At 40.7% G+C, this 26208-nt stretch carries 35 protein-coding genes; 29 read left to right on the forward strand and 6 right to left on the reverse strand.

Annotated elements, in window-relative coordinates:
- Positions 1-115: 115 nt before the first annotated feature.
- The 3 genes from hemW to serA all read left to right on the forward strand — a co-directional run bounded on the left by hemW (position 116) and on the right by serA (position 3295).
- Positions 116-1267: a radical SAM family heme chaperone HemW gene (gene hemW / locus E4T92_RS10155; RefSeq protein WP_077542362.1), complete on the forward strand. Its 1152-nt coding sequence runs from the start codon at positions 116-118 to the stop codon at positions 1265-1267.
- A 105-nt stretch (positions 1268-1372) separates the two neighbouring features.
- The gene (gene rpiA, locus E4T92_RS10160; protein ID WP_135094656.1) at positions 1373-2032 is read left to right on the forward strand and encodes a ribose-5-phosphate isomerase RpiA; all 660 of its coding nucleotides are present in this window, start codon (positions 1373-1375) and stop codon (positions 2030-2032) included.
- Between the two features lie 30 nt (positions 2033-2062).
- Positions 2063-3295, forward strand: a complete 1233-nt coding sequence (gene serA, locus E4T92_RS10165) for a phosphoglycerate dehydrogenase (RefSeq protein WP_135094658.1) — start codon at positions 2063-2065, stop codon at positions 3293-3295.
- Positions 3296-3481: 186 nt separating this feature from the next.
- Here serA and purL read toward each other — a convergent pair whose 3' ends face one another.
- Complete coding sequence (gene purL / locus E4T92_RS10170; protein ID WP_135094660.1) at positions 3482-7375, reverse strand: phosphoribosylformylglycinamidine synthase; 3894 nt, start codon at positions 7373-7375, stop codon at positions 3482-3484.
- 168 nt (positions 7376-7543) lie between these two features.
- Here purL and E4T92_RS10175 point away from each other — a divergent pair, with 168 nt between their 5' ends.
- Entirely contained in the window at positions 7544-8083 is a 540-nt protein-coding gene (locus tag E4T92_RS10175; protein ID WP_135094662.1) for a DUF924 family protein, read from the forward strand.
- A gap of 46 nt (positions 8084-8129) precedes the next feature.
- On the opposite strand, the gene E4T92_RS10180 is transcribed toward E4T92_RS10175, so the two are convergent.
- The 3 genes from E4T92_RS10180 to lpxH form a co-directional block, all read right to left on the reverse strand.
- Positions 8130-8924 (reverse strand): formate/nitrite transporter family protein, encoded by a 795-nt coding sequence (locus E4T92_RS10180; protein ID WP_077493069.1) that lies wholly within the window; start codon positions 8922-8924, stop codon positions 8130-8132.
- Positions 8925-9030: 106 nt separating this feature from the next.
- Positions 9031-9582 carry a carboxymuconolactone decarboxylase family protein gene (locus tag E4T92_RS10185; protein WP_135094664.1) on the reverse strand — a complete coding sequence of 184 codons (552 nt, stop codon included), beginning with the start codon at positions 9580-9582 and terminating at the stop codon, positions 9031-9033.
- A 141-nt stretch (positions 9583-9723) separates the two neighbouring features.
- Positions 9724-10434 (reverse strand): UDP-2,3-diacylglucosamine diphosphatase, encoded by a 711-nt coding sequence (gene lpxH / locus E4T92_RS10190; RefSeq protein WP_135094666.1) that lies wholly within the window; start codon positions 10432-10434, stop codon positions 9724-9726.
- 86 nt (positions 10435-10520) lie between these two features.
- Here lpxH and E4T92_RS10195 point away from each other — a divergent pair, with 86 nt between their 5' ends.
- Genes E4T92_RS10195 through E4T92_RS10205 form a run of 3 tightly spaced genes read left to right on the forward strand, consistent with a single transcriptional unit; the run spans position 10521 to position 13195 of the window.
- Positions 10521-11267: a 1-acylglycerol-3-phosphate O-acyltransferase gene (locus tag E4T92_RS10195; protein ID WP_135094668.1), complete on the forward strand. Its 747-nt coding sequence runs from the start codon at positions 10521-10523 to the stop codon at positions 11265-11267.
- Positions 11260-12669: a multicopper oxidase domain-containing protein gene (locus tag E4T92_RS10200; protein WP_135094670.1), complete on the forward strand. Its 1410-nt coding sequence runs from the start codon at positions 11260-11262 to the stop codon at positions 12667-12669. Before E4T92_RS10195 ends, E4T92_RS10200 begins: the two co-directional genes overlap by 8 nt.
- 43 nt (positions 12670-12712) lie before the next feature.
- Positions 12713-13195, forward strand: a complete 483-nt coding sequence (locus tag E4T92_RS10205) for a hypothetical protein (RefSeq protein WP_135094672.1) — start codon at positions 12713-12715, stop codon at positions 13193-13195.
- Between the two features lie 43 nt (positions 13196-13238).
- Here the strand turns inward: E4T92_RS10205 and E4T92_RS10210 are convergent, their stop codons facing one another.
- Positions 13239-13460, reverse strand: coding sequence for a SlyX family protein (locus tag E4T92_RS10210; protein WP_135094674.1), 222 nt, complete (start codon positions 13458-13460; stop codon positions 13239-13241).
- Between the two features lie 91 nt (positions 13461-13551).
- On the opposite strand from E4T92_RS10210, the gene E4T92_RS10215 reads away from it, so the two are divergent.
- The 22 genes from E4T92_RS10215 (at position 13552) to rplQ (ending at position 24746) form a co-directional block, all read left to right on the forward strand.
- Entirely contained in the window at positions 13552-14274 is a 723-nt protein-coding gene (locus tag E4T92_RS10215) for an FKBP-type peptidyl-prolyl cis-trans isomerase (protein ID WP_135094676.1), read from the forward strand.
- 102 nt (positions 14275-14376) lie between these two features.
- Positions 14377-15039, forward strand: coding sequence for a transcriptional regulator (locus E4T92_RS10220; RefSeq protein ID WP_077542375.1), 663 nt, complete (start codon positions 14377-14379; stop codon positions 15037-15039).
- The gene (gene tusD / locus E4T92_RS10225; protein ID WP_135094678.1) at positions 15039-15419 is read left to right on the forward strand and encodes a sulfurtransferase complex subunit TusD; all 381 of its coding nucleotides are present in this window, start codon (positions 15039-15041) and stop codon (positions 15417-15419) included. The genes E4T92_RS10220 and tusD overlap by 1 nt, the downstream gene beginning before the upstream one ends.
- Positions 15416-15775, forward strand: coding sequence for a sulfurtransferase complex subunit TusC (gene tusC, locus E4T92_RS10230; protein WP_135094680.1), 360 nt, complete (start codon positions 15416-15418; stop codon positions 15773-15775). The genes tusD and tusC overlap by 4 nt, the downstream gene beginning before the upstream one ends.
- Before the next feature lie 9 nt (positions 15776-15784).
- Complete coding sequence (locus E4T92_RS10235) at positions 15785-16072, forward strand: DsrH/TusB family sulfur metabolism protein (RefSeq protein ID WP_135094682.1); 288 nt, start codon at positions 15785-15787, stop codon at positions 16070-16072.
- 156 nt (positions 16073-16228) lie between these two features.
- Positions 16229-16600: a 50S ribosomal protein L14 gene (rplN, locus tag E4T92_RS10240; protein WP_077415353.1), complete on the forward strand. Its 372-nt coding sequence runs from the start codon at positions 16229-16231 to the stop codon at positions 16598-16600.
- 13 nt (positions 16601-16613) lie between these two features.
- The gene (gene rplX, locus E4T92_RS10245) at positions 16614-16925 is read left to right on the forward strand and encodes a 50S ribosomal protein L24 (RefSeq protein WP_077542379.1); all 312 of its coding nucleotides are present in this window, start codon (positions 16614-16616) and stop codon (positions 16923-16925) included.
- Between the two features lie 17 nt (positions 16926-16942).
- Positions 16943-17482 carry a 50S ribosomal protein L5 gene (gene rplE / locus E4T92_RS10250; protein ID WP_005695093.1) on the forward strand — a complete coding sequence of 180 codons (540 nt, stop codon included), beginning with the start codon at positions 16943-16945 and terminating at the stop codon, positions 17480-17482.
- An 11-nt stretch (positions 17483-17493) separates the two neighbouring features.
- Positions 17494-17799 (forward strand): 30S ribosomal protein S14, encoded by a 306-nt coding sequence (rpsN, locus tag E4T92_RS10255; RefSeq protein ID WP_077415358.1) that lies wholly within the window; start codon positions 17494-17496, stop codon positions 17797-17799.
- A 36-nt stretch (positions 17800-17835) separates the two neighbouring features.
- A complete protein-coding gene (gene rpsH / locus E4T92_RS10260; protein WP_077542380.1) occupies positions 17836-18228 on the forward strand; it encodes a 30S ribosomal protein S8 in 393 nt (130 codons plus the stop codon).
- Positions 18229-18243: 15 nt separating this feature from the next.
- Positions 18244-18777 carry a 50S ribosomal protein L6 gene (rplF, locus tag E4T92_RS10265; protein ID WP_135094684.1) on the forward strand — a complete coding sequence of 178 codons (534 nt, stop codon included), beginning with the start codon at positions 18244-18246 and terminating at the stop codon, positions 18775-18777.
- A gap of 13 nt (positions 18778-18790) precedes the next feature.
- A complete protein-coding gene (gene rplR, locus E4T92_RS10270; protein WP_077542382.1) occupies positions 18791-19144 on the forward strand; it encodes a 50S ribosomal protein L18 in 354 nt (117 codons plus the stop codon).
- 14 nt (positions 19145-19158) lie between these two features.
- Positions 19159-19659, forward strand: a complete 501-nt coding sequence (rpsE, locus tag E4T92_RS10275) for a 30S ribosomal protein S5 (protein ID WP_077426962.1) — start codon at positions 19159-19161, stop codon at positions 19657-19659.
- Between the two features lie 6 nt (positions 19660-19665).
- Positions 19666-19845 carry a 50S ribosomal protein L30 gene (gene rpmD / locus E4T92_RS10280; RefSeq protein WP_005693169.1) on the forward strand — a complete coding sequence of 60 codons (180 nt, stop codon included), beginning with the start codon at positions 19666-19668 and terminating at the stop codon, positions 19843-19845.
- Positions 19846-19848: 3 nt separating this feature from the next.
- On the forward strand, positions 19849-20283 hold the full coding sequence (gene rplO, locus E4T92_RS10285) for a 50S ribosomal protein L15 (protein ID WP_135094686.1): 435 nt from the start codon (positions 19849-19851) through the stop codon (positions 20281-20283).
- 7 nt (positions 20284-20290) lie between these two features.
- Positions 20291-21616 carry a preprotein translocase subunit SecY gene (secY, locus tag E4T92_RS10290; RefSeq protein ID WP_135094688.1) on the forward strand — a complete coding sequence of 442 codons (1326 nt, stop codon included), beginning with the start codon at positions 20291-20293 and terminating at the stop codon, positions 21614-21616.
- A 28-nt stretch (positions 21617-21644) separates the two neighbouring features.
- A complete protein-coding gene (rpmJ, locus tag E4T92_RS10295; protein ID WP_005625868.1) occupies positions 21645-21758 on the forward strand; it encodes a 50S ribosomal protein L36 in 114 nt (37 codons plus the stop codon).
- Positions 21759-21897: 139 nt separating this feature from the next.
- On the forward strand, positions 21898-22254 hold the full coding sequence (gene rpsM, locus E4T92_RS10300; RefSeq protein ID WP_077542385.1) for a 30S ribosomal protein S13: 357 nt from the start codon (positions 21898-21900) through the stop codon (positions 22252-22254).
- Positions 22255-22266: 12 nt separating this feature from the next.
- Positions 22267-22656: a 30S ribosomal protein S11 gene (gene rpsK / locus E4T92_RS10305; protein WP_077415376.1), complete on the forward strand. Its 390-nt coding sequence runs from the start codon at positions 22267-22269 to the stop codon at positions 22654-22656.
- Positions 22657-22686: 30 nt separating this feature from the next.
- Positions 22687-23307 carry a 30S ribosomal protein S4 gene (rpsD, locus tag E4T92_RS10310; protein ID WP_077542386.1) on the forward strand — a complete coding sequence of 207 codons (621 nt, stop codon included), beginning with the start codon at positions 22687-22689 and terminating at the stop codon, positions 23305-23307.
- A gap of 31 nt (positions 23308-23338) precedes the next feature.
- The gene (gene rpoA, locus E4T92_RS10315; protein WP_077542387.1) at positions 23339-24322 is read left to right on the forward strand and encodes a DNA-directed RNA polymerase subunit alpha; all 984 of its coding nucleotides are present in this window, start codon (positions 23339-23341) and stop codon (positions 24320-24322) included.
- 40 nt (positions 24323-24362) lie between these two features.
- Positions 24363-24746 carry a 50S ribosomal protein L17 gene (gene rplQ, locus E4T92_RS10320; protein WP_077542388.1) on the forward strand — a complete coding sequence of 128 codons (384 nt, stop codon included), beginning with the start codon at positions 24363-24365 and terminating at the stop codon, positions 24744-24746.
- Positions 24747-25132: 386 nt separating this feature from the next.
- Here rplQ and E4T92_RS10325 read toward each other — a convergent pair whose 3' ends face one another.
- On the reverse strand, positions 25133-26056 hold the full coding sequence (locus tag E4T92_RS10325) for an AraC family transcriptional regulator (RefSeq protein ID WP_135094690.1): 924 nt from the start codon (positions 26054-26056) through the stop codon (positions 25133-25135).
- Positions 26057-26208: the final 152 nt, after the last annotated feature.

Raw genomic sequence — 26208 nt, forward strand, 5'->3', positions numbered from 1 at the left:
TGTTCTAGTGCTAGTTGTTTTATGGATATTTTGATACTTAGGCACAACGCCTCTTTTCCTATATCCCCTTTAATCGCGTAGAATAGCGAAAGTTTTTCCTAATGTGTTAATTATCATGCTCAAACTTCCTCCACTTTCTCTTTATATCCATATTCCTTGGTGTGTGCAAAAATGTCCTTACTGCGATTTTAATTCTCACGCACAAAAAGGTGAGATTCCCGAAAAAGATTATATTCATCATTTGTTACAAGATTTGAAAGCGGATTTGGTGCGTTTTCAGGCAAGTATTCAAGATCGAAAACTACATTCAATTTTTATCGGTGGCGGCACGCCGAGTTTGTTTTCGGCGGAGAGTATTGCTTATTTGTTAAGTGAAATAAAAAAATCTATTCCTTTTCAAGACAATATCGAAATTACCTTGGAAGCCAATCCCGGTACGGTAGAAGCCGAGCGGTTTAAGGGGTATGTAGCGGCTGGCGTTACCCGTATTTCTATGGGGATTCAAAGTTTTAATGATGATAAACTTCAGCGTCTCGGGCGAATCCATAATGGGGCAGAGGCAAAAAGTGCGGTCAATTTAGCGAAAGTTTCCGGTCTCAAAAGTTTCAACTTGGATTTAATGCACGGCTTGCCGAATCAAACCCTTGCCGAAGCCTTGGATGATTTACGGCAAGCCATTGAGCTCTCACCTCCTCATCTTTCTTGGTATCAACTCACGATTGAACCCAATACGATGTTTGCTTACCGCCCGCCACAATTACCGGATGAAGACAATCTGTGGGCGATTTTTGAGCAAGGCCATCAACTTCTTACTGCGGCAGGTTATCAACAGTATGAAACTTCCGCTTATGCTAAACCGGGATTTCAATGCCGACACAATTTGAATTATTGGCGCTTTGGCGACTATTTGGCGATTGGCTGTGGGGCGCACGGAAAACTCACTTTTCCCGATGGGGAGATTCTGCGTTTTTCAAAAACCAAGCACCCGAAAGGCTACTTGAGAGGAGACTATCTTTATGAGGAAAAAAACGTCCCTGAAATTGACCGCCCTTTTGAATTTTTTATGAATCGTTTTCGTTTATTGGAAGCGGTACCGAAAGAGGAATTTGAGGCTTATACAGGGTTGGCACAAAGTGGGGTCAGAAGTCAGATTGAAATTGCTTTGCAAAAGAATTATATCGTGGAAACCGAAACCACATGGCAAATCACCGAACAGGGAAAATTATTTCTTAATGAATTGTTAACCTTGTTTTTAGCCGGGGATTAATTCATGCTATTTTTTCATGATAAGTCATCAAAATTTGCACTTGTTTATTTGATTTGTGCGTATTAAAGTAACGCAATCGTTTACTTCTTGAAAATAGGAAAAGAAATGGATCAATTAGAAATGAAAAAATTGGCGGCTCAAGCGGCCTTGCAGTATGTGAAAGCGGATACCATTGTGGGTGTGGGCAGCGGTTCTACGGTGAACTGTTTTATTGAAGCCTTAGGGGCGGTGAAACATAAAATTAAAGGTGCAGTAGCGGCCTCGAAAGCTTCTGAAGAGCTATTGCGCAAACAAGGTATTGAGGTGTTCAGTGCAAATGAGGTGTCAGGTTTAGATATTTATGTGGATGGTGCAGATGAAATTAATCCGCAAAAAATGATGATTAAAGGTGGCGGTGCAGCCTTGACGAGAGAAAAAATCGTAGCGGCGTTGGCGAAAAAATTTATTTGTATTGTGGATTCCAGTAAACAAGTGGATGTGTTGGGTTCTACTTTCCCATTGCCGGTGGAGGTCATTCCCATGGCTCGCTCACAAGTGGGCAGAAAATTAGCCGCACTTGGTGGTGCGCCGGAATACCGTGAAGGCGTGGTGACGGATAACGGCAATGTGATTTTAGATGTGCATAATTTTGCTATTCTAAATCCGGTGGAAATGGAAAAAGAACTCAATAATGTTGCCGGTGTAGTAACAAACGGTATTTTTGCGTTACGTGGTGCGGATATCGTGATTGTTGGTACGCCTGAAGGTGCAAAAATTATTGAATAATTTATAGAAATAAATATAAGGAAGGCAAACATGACAAATAAAGTGTCACTCGACAAATCAAAAATCAAATTTGTATTGCTGGAAGGCGTGCACCAAAGTGCGTTGGATACTCTGCATGCCGCAGGCTACACAAATATTGATTATTACAAAAAAGCCCTTGATGGTGATGAGTTAAAAGCGGCGATTAAAGATGCGCATTTTATTGGTTTGCGTTCACGTACGCATTTAACCGAAGAAATGATTGATGCCGCACCAAAACTGATTGCGGTCGGTTGTTTTTGTATTGGTACTAATCAGGTTGATCTTAATGCGGCGAAAGCATGGGGAATTCCGGTATTTAACGCGCCATTTTCAAATACCCGTTCGGTTGCAGAATTAGTGTTGGGTGAAATTCTGCTCTTGATGCGTAATGTGCCACAAGCTAATGCGGAAGTGCACCGTGGGGTATGGAATAAATCCGCCACAGGTTCACATGAAGTACGTGGTAAAAAATTAGGTATTGTCGGTTATGGCCATATCGGTTCTCAATTAAGTATTATTGCAGAGTCCTTGGGGATGGATGTATATTTCTACGATATTGAAAATAAATTGCCGTTAGGTAATGCTAAACAAGTGCGTAGTTTAGAAGAATTGCTTGGATCTTGTGATGTCATTTCGTTACATGTGCCGGAATTAGCTTCAACCAAAAATTTAATGAGCGCCGAACGTATCGCACAACTTAAACAAGGATCTATTTTAATTAATGCGGCACGTGGTTCGGTAGTGGACATTGATGCCCTTGCTAAAGCGTTAAAAGAGGGAAAAATTCATGGTGCGGCGATTGATGTGTTCCCTGTTGAGCCAGCGTCAATTAATGAAGAATTTGTCTCGCCATTACGTGAATTTGATAATGTGATTTTAACGCCGCATATTGGCGGATCAACGGCAGAGGCACAGGAAAATATTGGTTTTGAAGTGGCGGGGAAATTTGTGAAATATTCCGATAATGGTTCAACATTATCCTCGGTGAATTTTCCGGAAGTCTCCTTACCGGAACACGCTGGCACTAAACGTTTATTGCATATTCACGAAAATCGTCCGGGCGTATTGAATAAGATTAACCAAATTTTTGTGGAAGCCAATATCAATATCGCTGCACAATATTTACAAACCGATCCGAAAATTGGTTATGTGGTAGTGGATGTAGAAACAGAGGATACTGCGCCATTATTGACTAAATTGCGTGAAATTGATGGTACAATCCGCGCAAGGGTTTTATATTAAGATGAAAAAAGTGCGGTTGAAATCAACCGCACTTTTAGTTTGAACCTATTAAGAAATTTAGGGAGATATCGTAGAAACTTGTATATTTAGTAGGACACATTGCCAGTATCCGTTATAAAATCAAATTATTTCAATATGCTATAAGCGGACACACATAGTGTGTCCTTACTTTCCGTTAAGATTCCTTTATTTAAACGCAACTCTCGCATTTCTGAAGAGCCTCATCCAAGCGCCATCCTCGCTCCAATCTTCCGGATACCATGAGTTACTTACGGTACGGAATACTCGTTCAGGGTGCGGCATCATGGCTGCAATACGACCGTCCACGTTTGAAATAGCGGTGATACCTAACACTGATCCGTTTGGATTGGCCGGATAGGTTTCTGTCACATTCAAATTGTTATCAATATATTGTGCAACAATTAAATTTTGCGCTTGAAGTGCGGTTAAATTTTCCGGTGTTTTGAATTCCACACGCCCTTCTCCATGGGAAACAGCAATCGGCATATGGGAACCCGCCATACCTTGGAACCATAAAGAGTGGGTATCGTTGATTTTCACTAAACCAACACGGGCTTCAAAACGTTCCGATTTATTTCGCACAAAGCGAGGCCAGTTTTCCGCACCCGGAATGATTTCCGCAAGATTAGAGATAAACTGACAACCGTTACATACGCCTAAAGAAAGGGTATTTTCATTGGCAAAGAATTGGCTGAATTGATCCCGTAATTGTGGGTTAAACAAAATCGATTTTGCCCAACCACCGCCGGCACCGAGAACGTCACCGTAAGAGAAACCGCCGCACGCGACCATCGCATTAAAATCATTTAAATGGTAACGACCTGCCATTAAGTCGCTCATATGAACATCAATCGCAGCAAATCCGGCACGGTCAAATGCCGCCGCCATTTCCACATGGCTGTTTACGCCTTGTTCACGCAACACGGCCACTTTCGGTTTTGCGCCTTTCGCAATATAAGGTGCGGCAATATCTTCATTCGGATCATAGGTTAAGCTCGCAGATAATCCTTTGTTCTCAGGATCTTTTTTCACCTCAAATTCTTGATCGGCACATTCCGGGTTATCCCGTAAACGTTGCATTTGATGGGTTAATTCTGCCCAGATACCACGCAATTCAGAACGTTTTTCACTGAGTAGTTTTTTATTGCCACGTGCGATTTCGAGATGATCATCTGTGGTCACCGCACCGAGTTCGTGGGTAAGCGGTAATAAATTATGCGCATTCAAGATTTCACGTACAGCGGTTAATTCGCTTTCCGCCACTTGAATGACCGCCCCCAGTTCTTCGTTAAAGAGCACTGCGAGATCATTATCGCCTAAGGCGGAGATATCTACTTCGATACCACAGTTTCCGGCAAAGGCCATTTCCGCAAGCGTGACGATTAACCCACCGTCGGAACGGTCGTGGTAAGCCAATAATTTATGCTCTGCCACCAAGGCTTGCATGGCATCAAAAAATTGTTTTAATGTATTCGCATTTTCCACATCCGCCGGTTTATCGCCTAATTGCTTATAAACTTGGGCAAGGGCGGTTGCACCAAGACGATTTTTGCCTTCGCCTAAATCGATCAGCAAGAGGCGGGATGCCCCTTTATCGGTGCGCAGTTGTGGGGTGACGGTTTTACGCACATCCTCCACGCGGGCAAAGGCACTGATCACTAAAGAAAGTGGAGCAGTGACGGTTTTTTTCTCGCCGTTTTCTTCCCAAGTCGTTTTCATTGACATGGAATCTTTGCCTACCGGAATGGTGATGCCAAGAGCAGGGCAAAGTTCTTCACCGACGGCTTTCACCGCTTCATAAAGTCCGGCATCTTCACCACCATGGCCGGCTGCTGACATCCAGTTGGCGGAAAGTTTGATACGTTTGATATCGCCGATATTGGTTGCCGCAATGTTGGTGATAGATTCCGCTACGGCCAAACGAGCAGAGGCACCAAAATCAAGTAATGCCACAGGCGCTCGTTCGCCCATTGACATGGCTTCACCATGATAGCTATCAAGACTTGCGGTGGTGACCGCCACATCGGAAACCGGAATTTGCCATGGCCCGACCATTTGATCCCGTGCCACCATACCGGTGACAGAGCGGTCGCCAATGGTAATGAGGAAGGTTTTTTCTGCCACCACCGGTAAACGTAATACACGATGGAGGGCTTCTTTCAGCACAATATTGTCTTGTGAAACAGGTGGATTTTCGACCGCACTTGATTGCACATTGCGGGTCATTTTTGGCGTTTTACCGAGCAGCACGTTCATTGGTAAATCAATCGGATTATTATCGAAATGGCTGTCGTGCAAGGTTAAATGTTTTTCTTCCGTAGCTTCACCAATTACCGCAAATGGCGCACGTTCGCGTTCGCAAAGTGCGGTAAATAAATCCAATTTTTCTGGGGCGATGGCTAAAACATAGCGTTCCTGTGATTCGTTACACCAAATCTCAAGGGGCGACATGCCTTTTTCATCACAGAGGATGGCGCGTAAATCAAATTTACCGCCACGCTCGCCATCATGCACCAATTCAGGCATGGCATTAGATAAACCACCTGCGCCTACATCGTGAATAAATAAAATCGGGTTATCTTCACCGAGTTGCCAGCAACGGTCGATGACTTCTTGGCAACGGCGTTCCATTTCTGGATTTTCCCGTTGAACGGAGGCAAAATCTAAATCTTCTTTTGATTTACCGCTGTCCATGGAAGACGCCGCACCGCCACCTAAACCGATATTCATCGCGGGGCCGCCTAATACAATAAGTTTTGCCCCAACAGGAATTTCGCCTTTTTGCACATGTTCAGCACGAATATTACCGATACCGCCTGCCAGCATAATCGGTTTGTGATAACCACGGACTTCCTCGCCGTTAAAACTGTTCACTTTTTCTTCATAAGTGCGGAAATAGCCGAGTAATGCAGGGCGACCAAATTCATTGTTAAATGCCGCACCGCCTAACGGGCCTTCAATCATAATATCGAGGGCGGAAGCAATACGGTTAGGCTTAGAAAGCGGGTTTTCCCAAGGTTGTTCAAAGTTTGGGATAACCAGATTTGATACGGAAAAGCCGGTTAAACCTGCTTTCGGTTTTGCTCCACGACCGGTTGCACCTTCATCACGAATTTCGCCACCGGAACCGGTTGCCGCACCGGGGAAAGGCGAGATCGCCGTTGGGTGATTGTGGGTTTCCACTTTCATCAAAATATGTGCATCTTCATTGTGGTAACGATATTGCCCGTCTTGATCGGCAAAGAAGCGACCCACTTTTGAACCTTCCATCACTGCAGCGTTATCTTTATAGGCGGAAAGCACGAAATCCGGGGTTTTCTCGAAGGTGTTTTTGATCATTTTGAACAAGGATTTTTCTTGTTTTTCACCATTAATTACCCAGTCCGCATTAAAGATTTTATGACGACAATGCTCGGAGTTGGCTTGGGCGAACATATAAAGTTCAATGTCGTTCGGGTTGCGTCCAAGAGCAGTGAAATTTTCCACTAAATAATCAATTTCATCTTCCGCTAATGCAAGTCCCAGTTCAATATTGGCGATTTCTAACGCCTTTCGACCTCCACCTAAAATATCTACGGTGGTGAAGGGTTTGGGAGCTTGGTGGTGGAATAAAATTTCGGCATCTTTGGCATCACGCACCACGGTTTCCATCATTCGATCATGCAAAAGTGCGGTTAATTTTTCTTGTGTTTTTTCATTTAAAGGTTGGTTAAATTCAAAGTAATAGGCAAGTCCCCGTTCAATTCTATCCACTTCTTTCAAGCCACAATTGTGGGCAATATCTGTCGCTTTGGACGACCAAGAGGAAATGGTGCCAACACGTGGGATAACAATAAAGGTTTCACCTTTTGCGTCGTGTTCTGCCAAGGTCGGCCCGTAATGGAGCAATGCTTGTAACTTGGTTTCTTGTTCGTTGGAAAGAGGTGTATTGAGTGCCACAAAATGGATATACTCGGCATAGACAGAGCGCACGTCTAGCCCGTTCTGTTGGAATTTTTGCATTAAACCATTGATGCGGAATTCGGAAAGGGCAGGTGAGCCACGGAAAATTTGAAACATAAGGATTCCCTTTGAGTCTGAATAGAAATAAAAATTGCGCGTCATTATAAAGGAAAAGGCAGTAAAACGAAAACGTTTGCGTGTTGTTTTATATCATTCTATGTGAAAGGATTATCCTGTAGAATAACGCTCTTTTTAGAGTCGGTGAACACTTTGTAGGAGGTTTAAATGTCGTATCAACGAGTGCTTAATTTTTGGTTTAGTGAGGAAACAAAACCCTTTTGGTTTGCTAAAAGTGAGGCGTTTGATTGCCAAATTCGTGAGCAATTTTATGACTTATGGCAGCAAGCGACACAATCGGAACTCAGCCATTGGCGTGAAACGGTATATGGTCGGTTAGCTGAAATTATTGTGTTAGACCAGTTTTCGCGTAATTTACATCGTGATAGCCCGTTGGCATTTGCTCAAGACAATATGGCGATTGCCTTGGCACAAGAGGCGGTGAAACAACCTGAATTTAAAAATATGACTGTGCGTGAACGTCATTTTATGCTAATGCCGTTAATGCATAGTGAAAGCAAAGTGATTCATGCACAAGCACTGCCTTTATTTGAACAATTTGGTCCCGAGGAAAGTGTGGATTTTGAATTAAAACATAAGGTGATTATTGATCGTTTTGGACGCTATCCTCATCGTAATGCCGTATTAGGGCGGAAAAGTAGCGCAGAAGAAATCAAATTTTTAACCCAACCGGGATCGAGTTTTTAATAGATGGAACAAAAGTGCGGTTGATTTTAACCGCACTTTATGAAATTTAGATCTGATAGTCTTCTTTCAATAAATGACGGTAAGCGTACAGATAAGAAGCGCCCACAAACGCCGCGCCACCGGTAACATTGCCGAGAAAAACCGGAATCATATTTAAGAAAAATTCTCCCCAAGTGATATTCGCACCGGCAAAAATTCCGGCAGGAATGATAAACATATTGGCGACAAAATGTTGTAAACCGATAAGCACGAAAATCATCACAGGAAACCACATGGCAAGGATTCGTCCTGAAGTTTGTTTTGCCCCAAAATAAAACCAAATTCCCATACATACCATCCAGTTACAGGCAATGGCAGAAATGAAGGCGCGGGAAAAATCCATTTGTACTTTCGCTTCTGCAATGGCGATAGTTTTAGCGGAGGCAATACCTTCTGCCAAGCCCACATAATGTCCTAAGAAAAATGCCATAAACAGTGCACCGGCAAGGTTACCAAGGCTGACAATCCCCCAGTTTTGGACTAATTTTTTGAAACTGACACGTTTACTTAGTCGCCCTAATGCCATCATCATCATGTTTCCGGTGGCGAGTTCTCCTCCGCCGATGAGGATACAGATTAAACAAATAGGAAACACAGCCGCACCTAATAAGGTGGCAAGCCCGCTCCACTCGGAGGGTATTCCGCTCACCACTTTTAAATAAGCCATATAACCGAAGCTGACGTAACCGCCACCTAAAAAACTGAGAATGGCGAGGGTTTTAAGATGGCCTTGTGATTTGGCATAACTTTTGTCAATAACATCTTGTAAAATTTCATGAGGGTAAAGATCACGGCTGTTCATTATATTTCCTTCTTATTAATAACTTATTGATGATTAAAGGTGACAAAATATCCACATACCCTAGAAAAATGGCAAAGATAATACTTTGCCATAAGGAGAGAAAGAATTATGCGAAGGGTTGTAATTCAGGGTTGATTGGGGTTTCTGCAATATTATTGACATAGTTACATAATGTGGCGAGGCTCACGCCAAGGATGACATCAATCGCATTTTCTTGTGTATAGCCTGCGTCAAAAAAGGCTTGAAGTTGCGCCGGTGTGAGTTTTGCTTTTTGCAAGATGACCGCAAGGGTAAAACGGGCGAGGGTATCAAGTTTATCATCGCTTTCAATGCGTGCGGTGGCACGGATTTGATTCACAAGCTCTTCCTCTAACTTTAATACTTTTAAGGCAATTTTCGTGTGGCCAGCCACACAGAATCCACAGCCGTTTACTACAGCAGCGGTAATTTGTACGACCTCACGTTCTGTTGCGGTAAGGCTATTTCTACCGTTAATGCCTCCCACGGTGCGATAGGTTTCTAAGGCGGTGGGGGCATTAGCCAATACACCGATTAAATTTGGAATAAATCCATTGGCATTTTTGACCGCGCTTAAGGCTTCTTTTGCGGCTTCCGGTGCGGTTTCAATATTGTGGATAGTAAATTGAGATTGAGACATAAAAAACTCCTGTTGTAAAAATCACTTGCCGCTTGATAGTACGTGAGGAGTTTTGGTTTTGGAAAGAAATAAAGGCTATTTGATAGATGAAAAAGTTATAAGTGTGAAAAGATGATTTGAATATTTTCACACGGAATTCGGCTATTTTAGGAAGTCAATTTCCCCATTTTCTTTTGCCACGAGAATGGAGGCATAATCGGTTCGCCAATCCCCTAATACAATGCGTTTTTTGCCCTCATAGTGATGGATCGCTTCACGGTGGGTATGCCCGTGAATTAAGAGAGGGGCATTGCATTGCTGCATTTTGGCTAAGGTGAAAGGCAGATTGACATCCATAATTTCATCGGCTTTGTGTGCTTTGTCTTTTCGGCTTTTTGCCCGAATTTTCTCCGCAATTTTTAACCGCACTTTTAAGGGTAAATGCAGGAAAAGCCATTGTCGCCATTTTTGATGAACCTTGAGGCGGAATTGTTGATAGTTGACATCATCAATACAAAGGGTATCGCCGTGGCAGAGTAGGGTAGGCATACCGTAAAGATTAATCATTTGATAATCGGGCAGTAAAGTCATTCCTGTTTCTTGAGCGAAGCGTTTTCCAATAAGAAAATCACGGTTGCCGTGGATAAAATAGCAAGCGATACCTTGTCCTGTGAGATGTTTAATTGCACTTTTAACTTGAGTAATTAATGGCGATTGTTCGTCATCACCGATCCAAAAATCAAATAAATCGCCGAGAATGTAAACTGCCCCCGCTGTTGGAGCAAGATTGTGCATAAAATCTAAGAAAAGTGCGGTCAGTTTTGGTTGTGTTTCGCTTAAGTGAAGATCTGCAATGAAATAAGTCTTTTTCATAAAATTTCCGTAAATTTTTGCCTAGATTAGCACAAAATTCCTTCTAATTTGCTATACTTCCGCGAAATTTTCTCATAGGTATTGATATGTTAAAACTGATTCGAATCCTCATTGTGGTGATTTGCTGTATTTTAATTTGTGTGCTTGGCACGATTTATTCCTTTATCCGCTTTAAAAATCCCAGCAATGTAGGTGTGATGGCTCGATGGTTTGGGCGTTTGTTCCCGCTTTTCGGGTTGCAAGTGGAACACCGTTTTCCGGAAAATAAAGACAACCTTGGGCGGGCGATTTATATTGGTAATCACCAAAATAACTACGATATGGTGACGATTTCTTATATGGTGCAACCTCGAACCGTGAGTGTTGGGAAGAAAAGTCTGATTTGGATACCGTTTTTCGGTATTTTGTATTGGGTAACGGGAAATGTTTTTTTGGATCGGGAAAATCGTTCTAAAGCTCATGGCACAATGACTCAACTTGCAGAGCGAATTAATAAAGACAACCTTTCTATTTGGATGTTTCCTGAAGGTACGAGAAGCCGTGGGCGGGGATTGTTACCGTTTAAAACCGGTGCATTTTATGCTGCGGTTGCCGCCGGTGTTCCGATTATTCCGGTGGTGTGTTCCACGACACATAACAAAATCAATTTAAATCGTTGGGATAACGGCAAGGTGATTTGCGAAATGATGGCGCCGATTGATACGAGCGGTTATAGCAAAGAAACCGTGCGGGATTTAGCCACATATTGCCACGATTTGATGGAAAAGCGTATTGCAGAATTAGATGCGGAAATTATGCAAGCCCATCAAGGTAAGGAAAGTTCAAATGCTTAAACTTTCCCGCCGACAGTTGCTAAAAACAAGTGCAATTTCCACCGCACTTATCACCGTGCCGACACCTTTAATTGCTGCGGCACAACCAAAATTGGTTGTGCCACCGTTGGTTGAAGTACGCCGTGGTCGCCCGATTATTCTGACCATGGAAGAAACGGGATATAAATTAGACGGTGAACATCAGGTCAGCGTGTGGGGCTTTAACGGTAATTATTTAGGACCGACAATCAAAATTAAATCGGGCAGTTTTGCGAAACTCAATTATCATAATAATTTACCTCAACAGGTTTCCCTTTCTATTCAAGGTTTGCAAGCTTCCGGTGAGTTGTTTGGTGGGGCAGCACGAGTGCTTAAAAAAAAGGAATCTTGGGCGCCGATTGTGCCGATTGAACAACCCGCCGCCACTTGTTGGTATCGCTCGGCGACATTGGCTAACTCAGCCTATCAAACCTATCGGGGTTTAGTAGGAATGTGGTTGATTGAAGATGAGCAAAGTGTTAAATCCACGCTTCCCCGTAAATATGGCGTAGACGATATTCCGTTAATTTTACAGGATATGGAATTTAATAGTGAAGGGCTACAATTATTCAAACAAAATCAACCGCACTTTGTGGGGAATCGCTTATTGGTCAATGGTTTGGAATCCCCCTATTTAGATGTGCCTCGTGGCTGGGTGAGATTGCGTTTGCTCAACGCCTCTTTGGCTCGGGCTTATGATCTGCGTTTGGATAACGATCAAGACATCACGGTGATTGCAAAAGATTTAGGCTTTCTTCCTCAAGGCAACGTGGTGAAATCCTTTATTTTGGCTCCGGGCGAGCGAACAGAAATCTTAATTAATTTAAGTGAAGGTGGCAATGTTTCGCTGATTTCAGGGCATAAACGGGGTATTTTTGACAAAGTGAAACAGGTGTTTTCCTCTGACGGTGAATTAGTGGAAAATACCGTATTAGAATTACGCCCTCAAGGTGATTTCTCCTCTTTTGCTCAAAAAATGGACGTAAAATTTGAGACAGATGCGGTGTCGATGCTAAATGCAAAAGTTGAACGAGAGCGAACATTTGTTTTGGATGTCACCGGCGGTTTAATTAATCAGCAACGTTTTGATCCTCGTCGTGTGGATGTGGTGGCAAAACAAGGCTCGGTGGAACGCTGGATTTTAACCAGTTCTCTACCGGTTGGGTTTACCCTTCAAGGGGCGAAATTTATCGTAGAAAGTAATGAGAATGGTGTGTCGAAAGAGAGTGAGTTAGCTTGGAAAGATACTGTGTGGGTGAGAGGAAAAACGCAAATTTTAGTGCGTTTTGATCAGCCTTCTTCAAATAGCTATCCTTTTATTTTTGGTGCGTCAAATCTCATGCTTGCTGATATGGGCTGCATTGGTATGATGGTCGTGCAATAAAAGTGCGGTCGATTTTAGGTTATTTTATTGATTGAAGGAAAAAATGAAAAAAATACTTTATTTCTTGTCTATTGCGACAATGCTATTTGGTTCTGTAAATATGGCGATAGCCAATACTGCAGAAAATAAAAAAGAGCAAAAAAAGGCGGTGTCAGAAATTTACCTTTCTGTGTTTGATACTTCAACTGAGCCTTTCACTGATCTTAAAACAACAGAATTATCACGTCATAAATCTAATCTTCGACTTTGTTGGATTGCCGAAGGACTGTTCACTGAGGCAGTGAGCACGATTGAAACATTAAAAGCACCGGCAAAACAAATGGTTACCTCAAAAGGTTCTCAAGTATCAACCTCACAAAATGGTAAAGTGAATGTGATTCGCACGACATTAGCAACTTCGGATCAAGGCAGACGTTTGGTCAGATGTTGGCATTTTGATGAAACGGATCCGCTGGGTAAATATAAGTTGCAAATCCAGATTATGGGAAAAGTTTATCAAGATCTGTCGTTTAGCCTGGTGAAATAATCACAAGTAGAAATGGATAATCATTGTTGATTATCCATTTTTTTCAGTAGTGCGGCGGAGGGGTTTCTTCTGCTTGGCTGGCAATATTTGAGGGTTGGAAATCCTTCAATTTATTCGCCATATAACGTAACTGCAGCTGCATTTTATCCATATCAAATTGTTGTTGAACTAATGCTTGGTTTAACTCCTCTAACAATTGCTCTTGAAATGCGACTTTCGTTTCAAGTTCAGTAATGCGATTTTCTAACATTTGTTGAATTTGCATGATTTTTCTCTAAATTTTAAAAAAAAGTTGAGAATAGCTTAAATCCGATTTAATCTATTCGGCAATTTTCTATTATAAAGGATTAATAACAATGTTAAAAATTCAAAAAATTTCATTGGCGGCATTAATGGTAAGTGCGGTTGTTTCCAGTGCAGTTTTTGCAGATGAAAAGACGGAGGCAAAATTTAATGATGATGTCTCTTATGCTTTAGCTGCCTATTCTATGACACAAGCAAAATTAATGGCGGAGCAAGGTGGGATTAAATTAAACGAAGCGCAGGTAAATAAAGCAGTGGATGATGTATTGAAAGGTAAATTTAGTGAAGAAAAGATTGGTGAATTGAGCCAAACTTTAGAGCAATTTCAACAAAAAATCATTGTCCGTGAACAGGCGAAAATAAAAGAAATTGCACAGAAAGCACAAGATGAAGGAGACAAATACCGTACGGAGTTTGCCAAAAAAGAGGGCGTGAAAACCACAAAATCCGGTTTATTATATCGTGTTGTTGAGGCCGGAAAAGGTGAGGTGATTAAGCCAACGGATACGGTAAAAGTGCATTACACAGGCAAATTGCCAAACGGTGATATCTTTGATAGTTCGGTAGAGCGTGGTCAACCGGCAGAGTTTCGTTTAGATCAAGTCGTGAAAGGCTGGACTGAAGGGCTTCAATTAGTGAAAAAAGGCGGCAAAATTGAGTTGGTACTCCCTCCGGAATTAGCTTATGGTAAACAAGGGGCGGGGGCCTCTATTCCACCAAATGCTACACTCTATTTTGACGTTGAAGTGTTAGATGTGAATCCAAAAACAAAATAATGGATAATTTTTATGGAAGCACAAGCGCCCTGCTTGTGCTTTATTATTCCTGTTATAGCGCATAAAGTGCGGTCATTTTTAGTGTAGATTAGGGTATTGCTTATGTTACAGAATAAACATATTTTCACTGATGAAGATCGCACGATTTTAAATTCTTACAAAGCGGTGGTCGATGGTGTAAGTGCGCTTATCGGTGAGCATTGTGAGATTGTTTTGCATTCCTTAGAAGATATTGAACATTCTGCTATTTGCATTGCAAATGGGCATAATACAAATCGGCAAGTGGGATCGCCTATTACAGATTGGGCATTGCGTTCTTTGCGTAATATGCAAAGTGAGAGTGTTTCTCAACCCTATTTTACAAGGGCTAAGGGCAATGTCTTGATGAAGTCGGTTACGATCGCTATTCGTAATAAACATCAACGAATGATCGGATTGTTATGTATCAATATTAACCTTGATGTGCCTATTTCACAATTTATCCAGTCTTTTATGCCCGCCATTGAGGTGGAGGAAACATCCTCTGTGAATTTTGCCAGCTCGGTCGAAGATTTAGTTTCCCAAACTATTGAGAAAACCATTGAAGAAGTGAACACAGATCGTATGGTAGCGAATAATAATAAAAACCGTCAAATTGTTATTTCCTTATACGAAAAAGGTATTTTTGATATTAAGGATGCGATTAATTTGGTCGCAGAACGTTTAAATATTTCTCGTCACACCGTGTACCTTTATATTCGTCAAATTAAACAAGATCAAGAATAATGAATTATGTGATTGCGGTTAAAAGCCCTATTTATGGTAAACAGGGGGCATATTTTGCCTACCAATTTGCAGAAACATTAATTAAAAAGGGGCATACTATTACACAGATCTTCTTTTTCCAAGAAGGTGTAACCAATGGCAATGATTTTGTTTATCCCGCAAATGATGAAATAAATTTACAGCAATATTGGCAGGTTTTTTCTAAGCAGAATGCAATCCCTTTACATTTATGTGTAGCTGCTTCACAGCGTCGGGGGATTGTGGACAAGATGACAGCAAATAATAGGGCTAAACAAAATTTGGCAGAGGGTTTTACGATTGCCGGTTTAGGAGAGTTTATGGCTGCAGTATTAAAATCGGATAGGCTCATTACACTATGAAAATTGCCTTTTTGTTTCGTTCCGCGCCACATGGTTCATCGAAAGCAAGGGAAGGATTGGAGGCTTTATTAGCGGCGACGGCATTTTGTGATGAAGAGGATATCGGGGTATTCTTTGTTGATGATGGTATGCTTAATCTACTAAAGGAGCAACGCCCCGAATTATTGCTTCAAAAGGATTTTATTCGGATGTTTAAGCTACTGGATTTGTATGGTATTAAGCAGCGTTTTATTTGTCAAAATTCCCTTGAAAAATTAAAAATAAGTGAAGAAAGTTTAATTTTATCCGTAGAAAACATTGATCGTAGTTTGTTGATGAAGAAATTACATCAAGCTGAGAAAGTACTAACATTTTAAGGAATATGTATGCTCTATTGTTTTTCTCAAAGCAGTTACGATAATGATGAGTTAGTCACTTTCCTGTCTTCTGTAACGGAAAATGATGCCGTTGTACTTTGGCAAGATGGCGTATTACTCGCGATTAAATATCCTCAGTATTTTGAATCTTGTGAAGGGAAATGTTTCGCTATAGAGCCTGATGTTATAGCGAGAAATTTAACGGCACTTTTGCCGGAGGAAAGTAAAGTGCGGTTAATTTCTTTAATGGATTTGGTGGATATAACAGAACAATATTTTCCCCAAGTCACATTATGAAAAATACAATTTCCCTTTATTCTTTTTATATTGAATCCACAAAATATTATTGATTTGGTTAGGGTGTTATGCTATATTCCGCAACCTCTTATGTGTCTATTATGTAAGAGGTTCGTCCCGAAAAGGGTGTTTTTTTAAATTTAACGGAGCACTAATATGATCCAAGAACAGACTATGCTGGATGTTGCTGATAACTCAGGCGCTCGCAGCGTAATGTGTATCAAGGTTCTAGGTGGATCGCACCGTCGTTATGCTGCAGTTGGCGACATTATCAAAATTACTGTAAAAGAAGCAATTCCACGCGGTAAAGTGAAAAAAGGTGATGTGTTAAAAGCAGTTGTTGTGCGCACCAAGAAGGGTGTTCGTCGCCCAGATGGATCAGTCATTCGCTTCGATGGCAATGCTTGTGTGATTTTAAACAATAACACTGAGCAACCAATCGGTACTCGTATTTTTGGACCTGTGACTCGTGAACTTCGTTCTGAGAAGTTTATGAAGATCATTTCTTTGGCACCAGAAGTACTGTAAGGAGAAGTGACAAATGGCTGCAAAAATTCGTCAAAACGATGAAGTAATCGTGCTTGCTGGTAAAGATAAAGGCAAGCGTGGTAAGGTAACTAAAGTGTTACCAAATGGTAAGGTATTTGTTGAAGGTATCAATATTATCACTAAACATGAAAAACCGGTTCCTGCCTTAGGTAAAGCTGGTGGCTTAGTGAAAAAAGAAGCAGCAATTGATGTTTCAAATGTTGCGATTTTTAATCCAAAAACAAATAAAGCTGACCGTGTAGGTTTTAGATTTGAAGAAGGTAAAAAAGTGCGTTTCTTTAAGTCTAACAATGAAATTATCTAACAAACTGGAGTAATGCGATGGCGAAACTGCATGATTACTACAGAGATCAAGTAGTAAACGAATTAAAAAATAAATTCGGCTACAAATCTGTCATGCAAGTCCCACGAATCGAAAAGATTACCCTGAATATGGGTGTGGGTGAAGCATTGACCGATAAAAAATTGCTGGACAACGCAGTAGCGGATTTAGCAGCAATTAGCGGTCAAAAACCTTTAGTAACTAAAGCTCGCAAGTCTGTTGCTGGCTTTAAAATCCGTCAAGGGTATCCAATCGGTTGTAAAGTAACACTACGTGGTGAGCGTATGTGGGAGTTCTTTGAACGTTTAATTACAATTGCTGTTCCACGTATCCGTGACTTCCGTGGTTTAAGTGCGAAGTCATTTGATGGTCGTGGTAACTACAGCATGGGTGTGCGTGAACAAATCATCTTTCCAGAAATCGACTACGATAAAGTAGATCGTGTGCGTGGTTTAGATATCACTATCACAACCACTGCTAAGAATGATGAAGAAGGTCAAGCACTACTTGCTGCCTTTAATTTCCCATTCCGTAAATAAGGCAGGTTATAATGGCTAAACAATCAATGAAAGCACGCGATGTAAAACGCGTTAAATTGGCTGAGAAATTCTATGCTAAACGCGTAGAATTAAAGAAAATCATTTCTGATGTAAATGCCTCTGATGAAGATCGTTGGAATGCTGTGTTAAAGTTACAATCTTTACCACGTGATTCTAGTCCGTCTCGTCAACGTAACCGCTGCCGCCAAACAGGACGTCCTCACGGCGTTCTTCGTAAGTTTGGTTTAAGTCGTATTAAGGTTCGTGAAGCTGCTATGCGCGGTGAGATCCCTGGCCTTAAAAAAGCGAGTTGGTAATATACCACTTTATTTTGGAATCGGAGAAAAAGTACAATGAGTATGCAAGATCCAATCGCAGATATGTTGACACGTATTCGTAACGGTCAAGCTGCGAATAAAGTTGCGATCAGTATGCCTTCATCCAAGCTAAAAGTGGCGATCGCCAATGTATTAGCTGATGAAGGTTATATCGAAAGCGTTAAAGTTTTAGAAGGTGCAAAACCTGAGTTGGAAATTACTTTAAAATATTTCCAAGGTAAACCGGTTGTAGAAAGTATTCAACGTGTGAGCCGTCCTGGTCTTCGTATTTACAAACGTAAAGATGAATTACCAAAAGTTATGGGTGGTTTAGGTGTTGCTGTCGTTTCTACATCTAAAGGTGTTATGACTGACCGTGCAGCTCGTCAAGCTGGTTTAGGCGGTGAGATCATCTGTTATGTAGCTTAATAGAGAGGTAGGAAAATGTCTCGTGTTGCAAAAGCACCTGTTAATATTCCTGCCGGTGTTGAGGTTAAACTTGACGGTCAGCTATTAACAGTAAAAGGTAAAAATGGCGAGTTATCTCGCGAAATTCATAATTCAGTTGAAGTTAAACAAGATAATGGTCAATTAACTTTTTCTCCTCGTGAGGGATTTGTTGAGGCCAATGCTCAGTCGGGTACAGCTCGTGCATTAGTTAATGCAATGGTTATTGGTGTTACTGAAGGCTTCACTAAAAAATTAGTATTAGTGGGTGTTGGTTACAGAGCTCAACTTAAAGGTAATGTTCTTGCGCTAAGTTTAGGCTATTCTCACCCAGTAGAGCACACTTTACCTGCAGGTATTACTGCTGAATGCCCTTCTCAAACGGAAATTGTATTGAAAGGTGCAGATAAGCAGTTAATCGGTCAAGTTGCAGCAGATATTCGTGCTTATCGCCGTCCTGAGCCTTATAAAGGTAAAGGGGTACGTTACTCTGATGAAGTAGTACGTATCAAAGAGGCTAAGAAGAAATAATTAAGGTAACACTATGGATAAGAAATCAGCTCGTATCCGTCGTGCAGCTCGTGCACGTCATATGATGAAGGAGCAAGGTGTAACTCGTTTAGTTATTCACCGTACTCCACGTCATATCTATGCACAAGTTATTGCACCAAACGGTTCTGAAGTGCTTGCCGCTGCTTCAACTGTTGAGAAAGCAATTCGTGAGCAAGTAAAATACACCGGTAACAAGGATGCTGCAGCAGTAGTTGGTAAAGCTGTTGCAGAGCGTGCCTTAGCAAAAGGCGTACAGGCTGTTGCCTTTGATCGTTCCGGTTTTAAATATCATGGTCGTGTCCAAACTTTAGCGGACGCTGCTCGTGAAGCTGGTCTACAGTTCTAATGAGGTAAATTGAGATGTCAAACATCGAAAAACAAGCTGGTGAACTGCAAGAGAAGCTAATCGCAGTAAACCGTGTATCAAAAACTGTAAAAGGTGGTCGTATTATGAGCTTTACTGCGTTAACCGTAGTAGGCGATGGTAATGGTCGCGTAGGTTTTGGTTATGGTAAAGCGCGCGAGGTTCCAGCAGCGATCCAAAAAGCGATGGAAAAAGCACGTCGCAATATGATTAATGTCACTTTAAATGAAGGTACTTTGCAACATCCTGTTAAGGGTGTGCACACAGGCTCAAGAGTATTTATGCAGCCTGCTAGTGAGGGTACTGGTATTATCGCGGGTGGAGCAATGCGTGCGGTATTGGAGGTTGCGGGTGTACGTAACGTTCTTTCTAAGGCGTATGGCTCTACTAACCCAATTAATGTTGTTCGTGCAACTATTGATGCATTAGCAAATATGAAATCACCAGAAATGGTTGCTGCGAAACGCGGTAAAACTGTTGATGAAATTTTGGGGTAATTAATAATGGCTAAAACTATCAAAGTAACACAAGTTCGTAGCTCAATTGCTCGTTTGCCGAAGCACAAAGCTACCTTGCGTGGTCTTGGTCTTCGCCATATTCACCATACTGTTGAGTTAATTGATACACCTGCAGTACGTGGTATGATTAACCAAGTTTCATACATGGTTAAAGTGGAGGAGTAAGAAATGCGTTTAAATACTCTATCCCCGGCTGAAGGCTCAAAGCACACTGCAAAACGTCTTGGTCGTGGTATTGGTTCAGGTTTAGGTAAGACTGGTGGTCGCGGTCATAAGGGGCAAAAATCTCGTACTGGTGGTGGAGTTCGCCGAGGTTTCGAGGGTGGTCAAATGCCTTTATATCGTCGTTTACCAAAATTTGGTTTCACCTCAATGAAGGCTTCTGTAACTGCAGAGATTCGCTTAAGTGATTTAACCAAAGTAGAAGGTAATATTGTTACTTTAGATGCATTAAAAGCTGCAAATGTATTAACTAAAGATATTCTGTTTGCTAAAGTTATTTTGGCTGGAGAAGTGAAATCTGCAGTTACAGTTCGCGGTTTACGTGTGACTAAAGGTGCGAAAGTAGCGATTGAAGCTGCTGGCGGTTCAGTTGAGGAATAATTAGCAAATGGCTAGACAACCAGGTTATCAAACTAGAAGTACCAATAGTGGTAAAAGTGAGCTAAGAAGCCGATTACTCTTTGTACTAGTTGCACTTATTGTATATCGTATTGGTTCATTTATTCCGGTTCCTGGTATTGATTCTGCTGTGCTAGCTCAGTTAGTTGAACAACAAAAAGGCACCATCATTGATATGTTTAACATGTTTTCTGGTGGTGCATTGAGCAGAGCTTCAATTCTTGCGTTAGGTATTATGCCATATATTTCGGCTTCTATCGTGATTCAATTGCTAGCAACGGTTTCTCCTGCTTTAGCTGAACTAAAGAAAGAAGGGGCAGCTGGTCAGAGAAAAATTACCAAATATACGCGTTATGCGACGGTAGTTTTTGCTACAATTCAAGCTGTTGCAATTTCTACAGGTTTGCCAAATATGCTACCAGGACTAGTTCCTAATGTAGGCTTTAGCTTTTACTTTACTTCTGTTGTGAGTTTGGTCACTGGAACTATGTTTTTAATGTGGTTAGGTGAGCAAATTACCGAGAGAGGAATTGGGAATGGCATTTCAATTCTAGTTTTTGGTGGTATCGTAGCGGGGTTACCTTCAGCTATTTTGCAGACAATTGAGCAAGCTCGTCAAGGACAACTGCATCCATTGGTTTTACTACTAATTGCGGCAATTGTTTTCGCGGTGACTTATTTTGTTGTGTTCGTAGAAAGAGGGCAACGTCGGATTCGTATTGAATATGCTAAACGTCAACAAGGTCGTCAGATCTTAGGAGGGCATTCAACACATCTGCCATTAAAAGTGAATATGGCAAATGTAATGCCAGCAATCTTTGCATCAAGTATTATCTTATTTCCAGCCACATTAACACAATGGTTTGGTCAAAATGATAAATTTGAATGGTTAAATAACTTATCTATGTTATTGAATCCTGGTCAGCCTCTTTATTTACTCGTTTATGCAATAGCAATCATTTTCTTCAGCTTCTTCTACACAGGGATGCAATATAACCCGCGTGATACAGCAGATAATTTAAAGAAATCTGGTGCATTTATCCCAGGTATTAGACCAGGTGAGCAAACATCTCGTTACATAGATAAAGTAATGACCCGTTTAACCTTGATTGGTGGGCTTTATGTAACATTTGTGTGTTTAGTTCCTTATATTATGACATCAGCTTGGGATGTTAAGTTCTACTTTGGTGGGACCTCTTTACTAATTGTTGTTGTTGTAATTATGGATTTCATTGTGCAAGTTCAGAGTCACTTAATGTCGTCTCAGTATGAATCAGCACTAAAAAAAGCAAACCTTAAAGGTTTCGGGCAGTAATTGTCCAATTAACATAAAAGGATAAGCAATGAAAGTTCGTGCTTCCGTAAAGAAAATGTGTCGTAACTGTAAAATTGTTAAGCGTGAAGGTGTTGTGCGCGTATTGTGTAGTGACCCTAAGCATAAACAACGTCAAGGTTAGTTGATAATTTTCTTGCAAAGAACCGGTTGAGCAGTTATACTGCTCAACTCATTTATGTCCTTGGTATTCTGTTTGAGTATCCTGAAAACGGGCTTTTCATGATCAGAGTACCAATTAATTTTAGAAATAGGAGTGCATAGTGGCCCGTATTGCAGGCATTAACATTCCTGATCATAAACACGCTGTAATCGCTTTAACTGCAATTTACGGTATCGGTAGAACTCGTTCAAAAGCTATTTGTGCTGCTGCGGGTATTGCTGAAGATGTTAAGATCAGAGAATTGTCTGAAGAGCAGATTGACAAACTGCGTGACGAAGTTGGTAAATTTACCGTTGAGGGTGACTTACGTCGTGAAGTAACACTAAACATCAAACGTCTTTTAGACTTAGGTTGTTACCGTGGTTTACGTCATCGTCGTAGTTTACCGGTACGTGGTCAACGTACTAAAACTAATGCGCGTACCCGTAAGGGTCCTCGTAAGCCGATCAAAAAATAGTCGGGGTAAGTAATGGCTAAAACACCAGTTCGTACACGTAAACGTGTAAAAAAACAAGTTGTAGATGGCGTTGCGCATATTCACGCATCTTTCAATAATACAATCGTTACTATTACTGATCGTCAAGGTAACGCTCTAGCATGGGCAACTGCTGGCGGTTCAGGTTTCCGTGGTTCTCGTAAATCTACTCCGTTTGCTGCACAAGTTGCTGCGGAACGTTGTGCTGAGATCGTTAAAGAGTTCGGCTTAAAGAACTTGGAAGTTATGGTTAAAGGTCCGGGTCCAGGTCGTGAATCAACAATTCGTGCATTAAATGCTGCGGGTTTTCGTATCACGAACATTACTGATGTGACTCCGATTCCTCATAATGGTTGTCGTCCACCGAAAAAGCGTCGTGTTTAATGGCGTAATCAGGATAGTTGGAGAAAGAAAATGGCAAGATATTTGGGTCCTAAACTCAAGCTAAGCCGTCGTGAAGGCACTGATTTATTTCTTAAATCAGGCGTGCGTGCGATTGATTCAAAATGTAAGATTGATACAGCACCTGGTCAACATGGTGCTCGTAAACCACGTTTGTCTGATTATGGTAGTCAGTTACGTGAAAAACAAAAAGTTCGTCGTATCTATGGTATCTTAGAGCGTCAGTTCCGTAACTATTATAAAGAGGCAAACCGTTTGAAAGGTAATACTGGTGAAAATTTATTAGTATTACTAGAAGGTAGATTGGATAACGTTGTTTATCGTATGGGATTTGCTGCAACTCGTGCAGAGGCTCGTCAGTTAGTGAGTCATAAGGCGATTGTTGTAAATGGTCGTGTTGTAAATATTCCATCTTTCCAAGTTTCAATCAATGATGTTGTTGCTGTTCGTGAAAAATCTAAAAAACAAGCTCGTATTAAAGCATCATTGGAATTAGCAGAACAAAGAGAAAAACCAACTTGGTTAGAAGTTGATGCTGTTAAAATGGAAGGGATATTTAAGCGTATTCCTGAACGTTCCGATTTATCAGCAGATATTAACGAACATCTGATCGTTGAGCTTTACTCAAAATAATAGTTAAGCTTAAAAGCAAAGAGAGGATAAAATGCAGGGTTCTGTTACAGAATTTTTAAAACCACACTTAGTTGATATTGAGCAAATTAGCACAACACATGCTAAGGTGATCCTTGAACCGTTAGAACGAGGTTTTGGTCATACTCTAGGAAATGCATTACGTCGTATCCTTCTGTCTTCAATGCCAGGTTGTGCAGTGACTGAAGTTGAGATTGATGGTGTGTTACACGAATATAGTAGTAAGGAAGGTATTCAAGAAGATATTCTTGAAGTGCTTTTGAACCTCAAAGGTCTAGGGGTTAAAGTACAGAATAAAGATGATGTTATTCTGACACTAAATAAATCTGGAATTGGCCCTGTTGTTGCAGCGGATATCACTCATGATGGTGATGTTGAAATTGTAAACCCGGATCATGTAATTTGCCATTTGACTGATGATAGTGCTGCTATTAGTATGCGTATTCGTGTTCAGCGTGGCAGAGGATATGTTCCAGCTTCAGTCCGAGCTCAGGCAGATGAGCGACCAATAGGTCGTTTGCTTGTTGACGCTTGTTACAGCCCGGTTGATCGCATTTCTTATAATGTAGAGGCGACCCGTGTAGAACAAAGAACAGACTTAGATAAGTTAGTTATTGAGTTAGAAACAAACGGTACTTTAGATCCTGAAGATGCAATTCGTCGCGCTGCAACAATCTTAGCAGAGCAACTCGATGCATTCGTTGATTTACGTGATGTTCGTCAACCTGAAGTTAAGGAAGAGAAACCGGAATTTGATCCGATTTTATTGCGTCCTGTTGATGATTTAGAGTTGACAGTTCGTTCTGCTAATTGTTTAAAAGCAGAAACAATTCACTATATCGGTGACTTAGTACAGCGTACAGAAGTTGAGTTATTAAAAACCCCTAATCTTGGTAAGAAATCTCTTACTGAAATTAAAGATGTGCTCGCTTCACGTGGCTTGTCACTTGGTATGCGCCTTGAAAATTGGCCACCAGCAAGTATTGCTGAAGACTAGTTTGGCCATAGGTTAAGATTTTTCTGAGAAGGATAAGATCATGCGACATCGTAAGAGTGGTCGTCAACTAAACCGTAATAGCAGTCATCGCCAAGCGATGTTTCGTAACTTAGCAAGTGCTTTAATTAGTCATGAAATTATCAAGACTACTTTGCCTAAAGCTAAAGAATTACGCCGTGTAGTTGAACCGTTAATTACATTAGCTAAAGAAGATAGCGTTGCAAACCGTCGTTTAGCATTCGCTCGTACCCGTAACATTGAAACTGTTGCGAAATTATTCAATGAATTAGGACCACGTTTCGCTCAGCGTGCTGGTGGTTATACTCGCATTCTAAAATGTGGTTTCCGTGCAGGCGATAATGCGCCAATGGCTTACATTGAATTAGTTGACCGTCCAGAAGTTGTAGAAGCCTCTGCGGAATAGTAAATAAAAGAATAAAAAGCTCGCAATTCTGCGAGCTTTTTGTACTTTAATAAAAGTTGAATATTTATAAACTTTTTGCTTTGAGCTCAAAATTGAAGATTAATTGAAGTAAGTTTTATTAGAAAAATATCTCAATTTTTATAAGAATTTATCTCGTATTATGTACTAAGTGTACAAAAAGGGAGTTTTAACGTCATCTAGAAATACTCGTTCGTTATAAAATAAATTTATTTCAATATATGGACTTATCTACTGTCTCTCTATAAATAAACCTAGAATTAGATTTTTGTCGGTTCTGCTAATATTACGTTTATCTCATATTACCAGTTATTTGGTATAGATAATGGTGTTATTTTTAGTGCTATTTTCCATTCCCTATTCCTATGTTAGCCGTATTTTTCTTGAGTTAGCCATGCCAATTTATCTTTCTTTGCGGTGATTCCAAAAAATCTTTTATACTCCCGTGAAAATTGTGAGATACTTTCATAGCCGACTAAGTTAGCACTTTCAGCAATGGGGCGTTTTTCTTGTAGAATAAATATTCGTGCTTGCTGTAACCTAATTTGCTTTTGAAATTGTATTGGACTAATCCCGGCAATAGCGCGAAAGTGTTGACGAAATGAGGATTCGCTCATCAATGCTCGTTCAGCAAGGCTAGTGAGTGTATTTTTTTCCTGTGGATTTTGTTTTATCCAAGCCATAATTTCAAGTATTTTGCGTGTAGTACTGCCATCTTTTAGTAAGGTGACTAATTCAGGATGTGAGTGGAAGATTCTTAAGGCAATTTTGTGTTTTATAAGAGTGGAAAGTGGTTTAATTAATGTTACTTCTTGTAAGGTATCTATAAGCCTTGAAAGACTTTCAAGCAGTTTCTTATTTGCACTAAATAAACTGAAAATACGATTTGGTGCTTCTTTTTTTATTTCTTTATTATTCAAGTCTAATTCACAAGCGAGATGAGCAAGTTGTTCAAAATCAAATTCTAGTGCTAACCCTACAAAAGGTTTATCTGATGAGCATTTGGGCATATAGGAAAAGCCCGAAAGATTTGCCCCAATAAATAGAATTTGCCCTGTCTCGTAACCAATATGTTGATGACCAAGTGAAATTTCCTTTCGTCCTTGTAAGGCAACCACAATACCAAGAGGTTGTATACAGGGTAGAGAGTAATGGGGATGATCATGACGGTAGAAACTTAACCCTTCAATTTGACTATAAACTCGCCCTTCTTTAGGAATATAGGGTAAAATTTTATAGATAAGCTCATGATAAAGTGCGGTGAGATTTTCTGTATTTTTTCTTATTGTCATTTTTTGTAATTAATAAAACATAGAAACGAATAAAATTCTAGCAGAATTTCCGCTAAGAATTATTTTTATCTATAAAAATCTGTCAAAAAAGGCAATACAAATATCATTTTAGGCAAGTAGATTTGTATGCTTTTCATTATAATTTGCGCCAG

This window comes from Pasteurella sp. WM03, from assembly GCF_004570945.1.
Lineage (GTDB): Bacteria > Pseudomonadota > Gammaproteobacteria > Enterobacterales > Pasteurellaceae > Rodentibacter.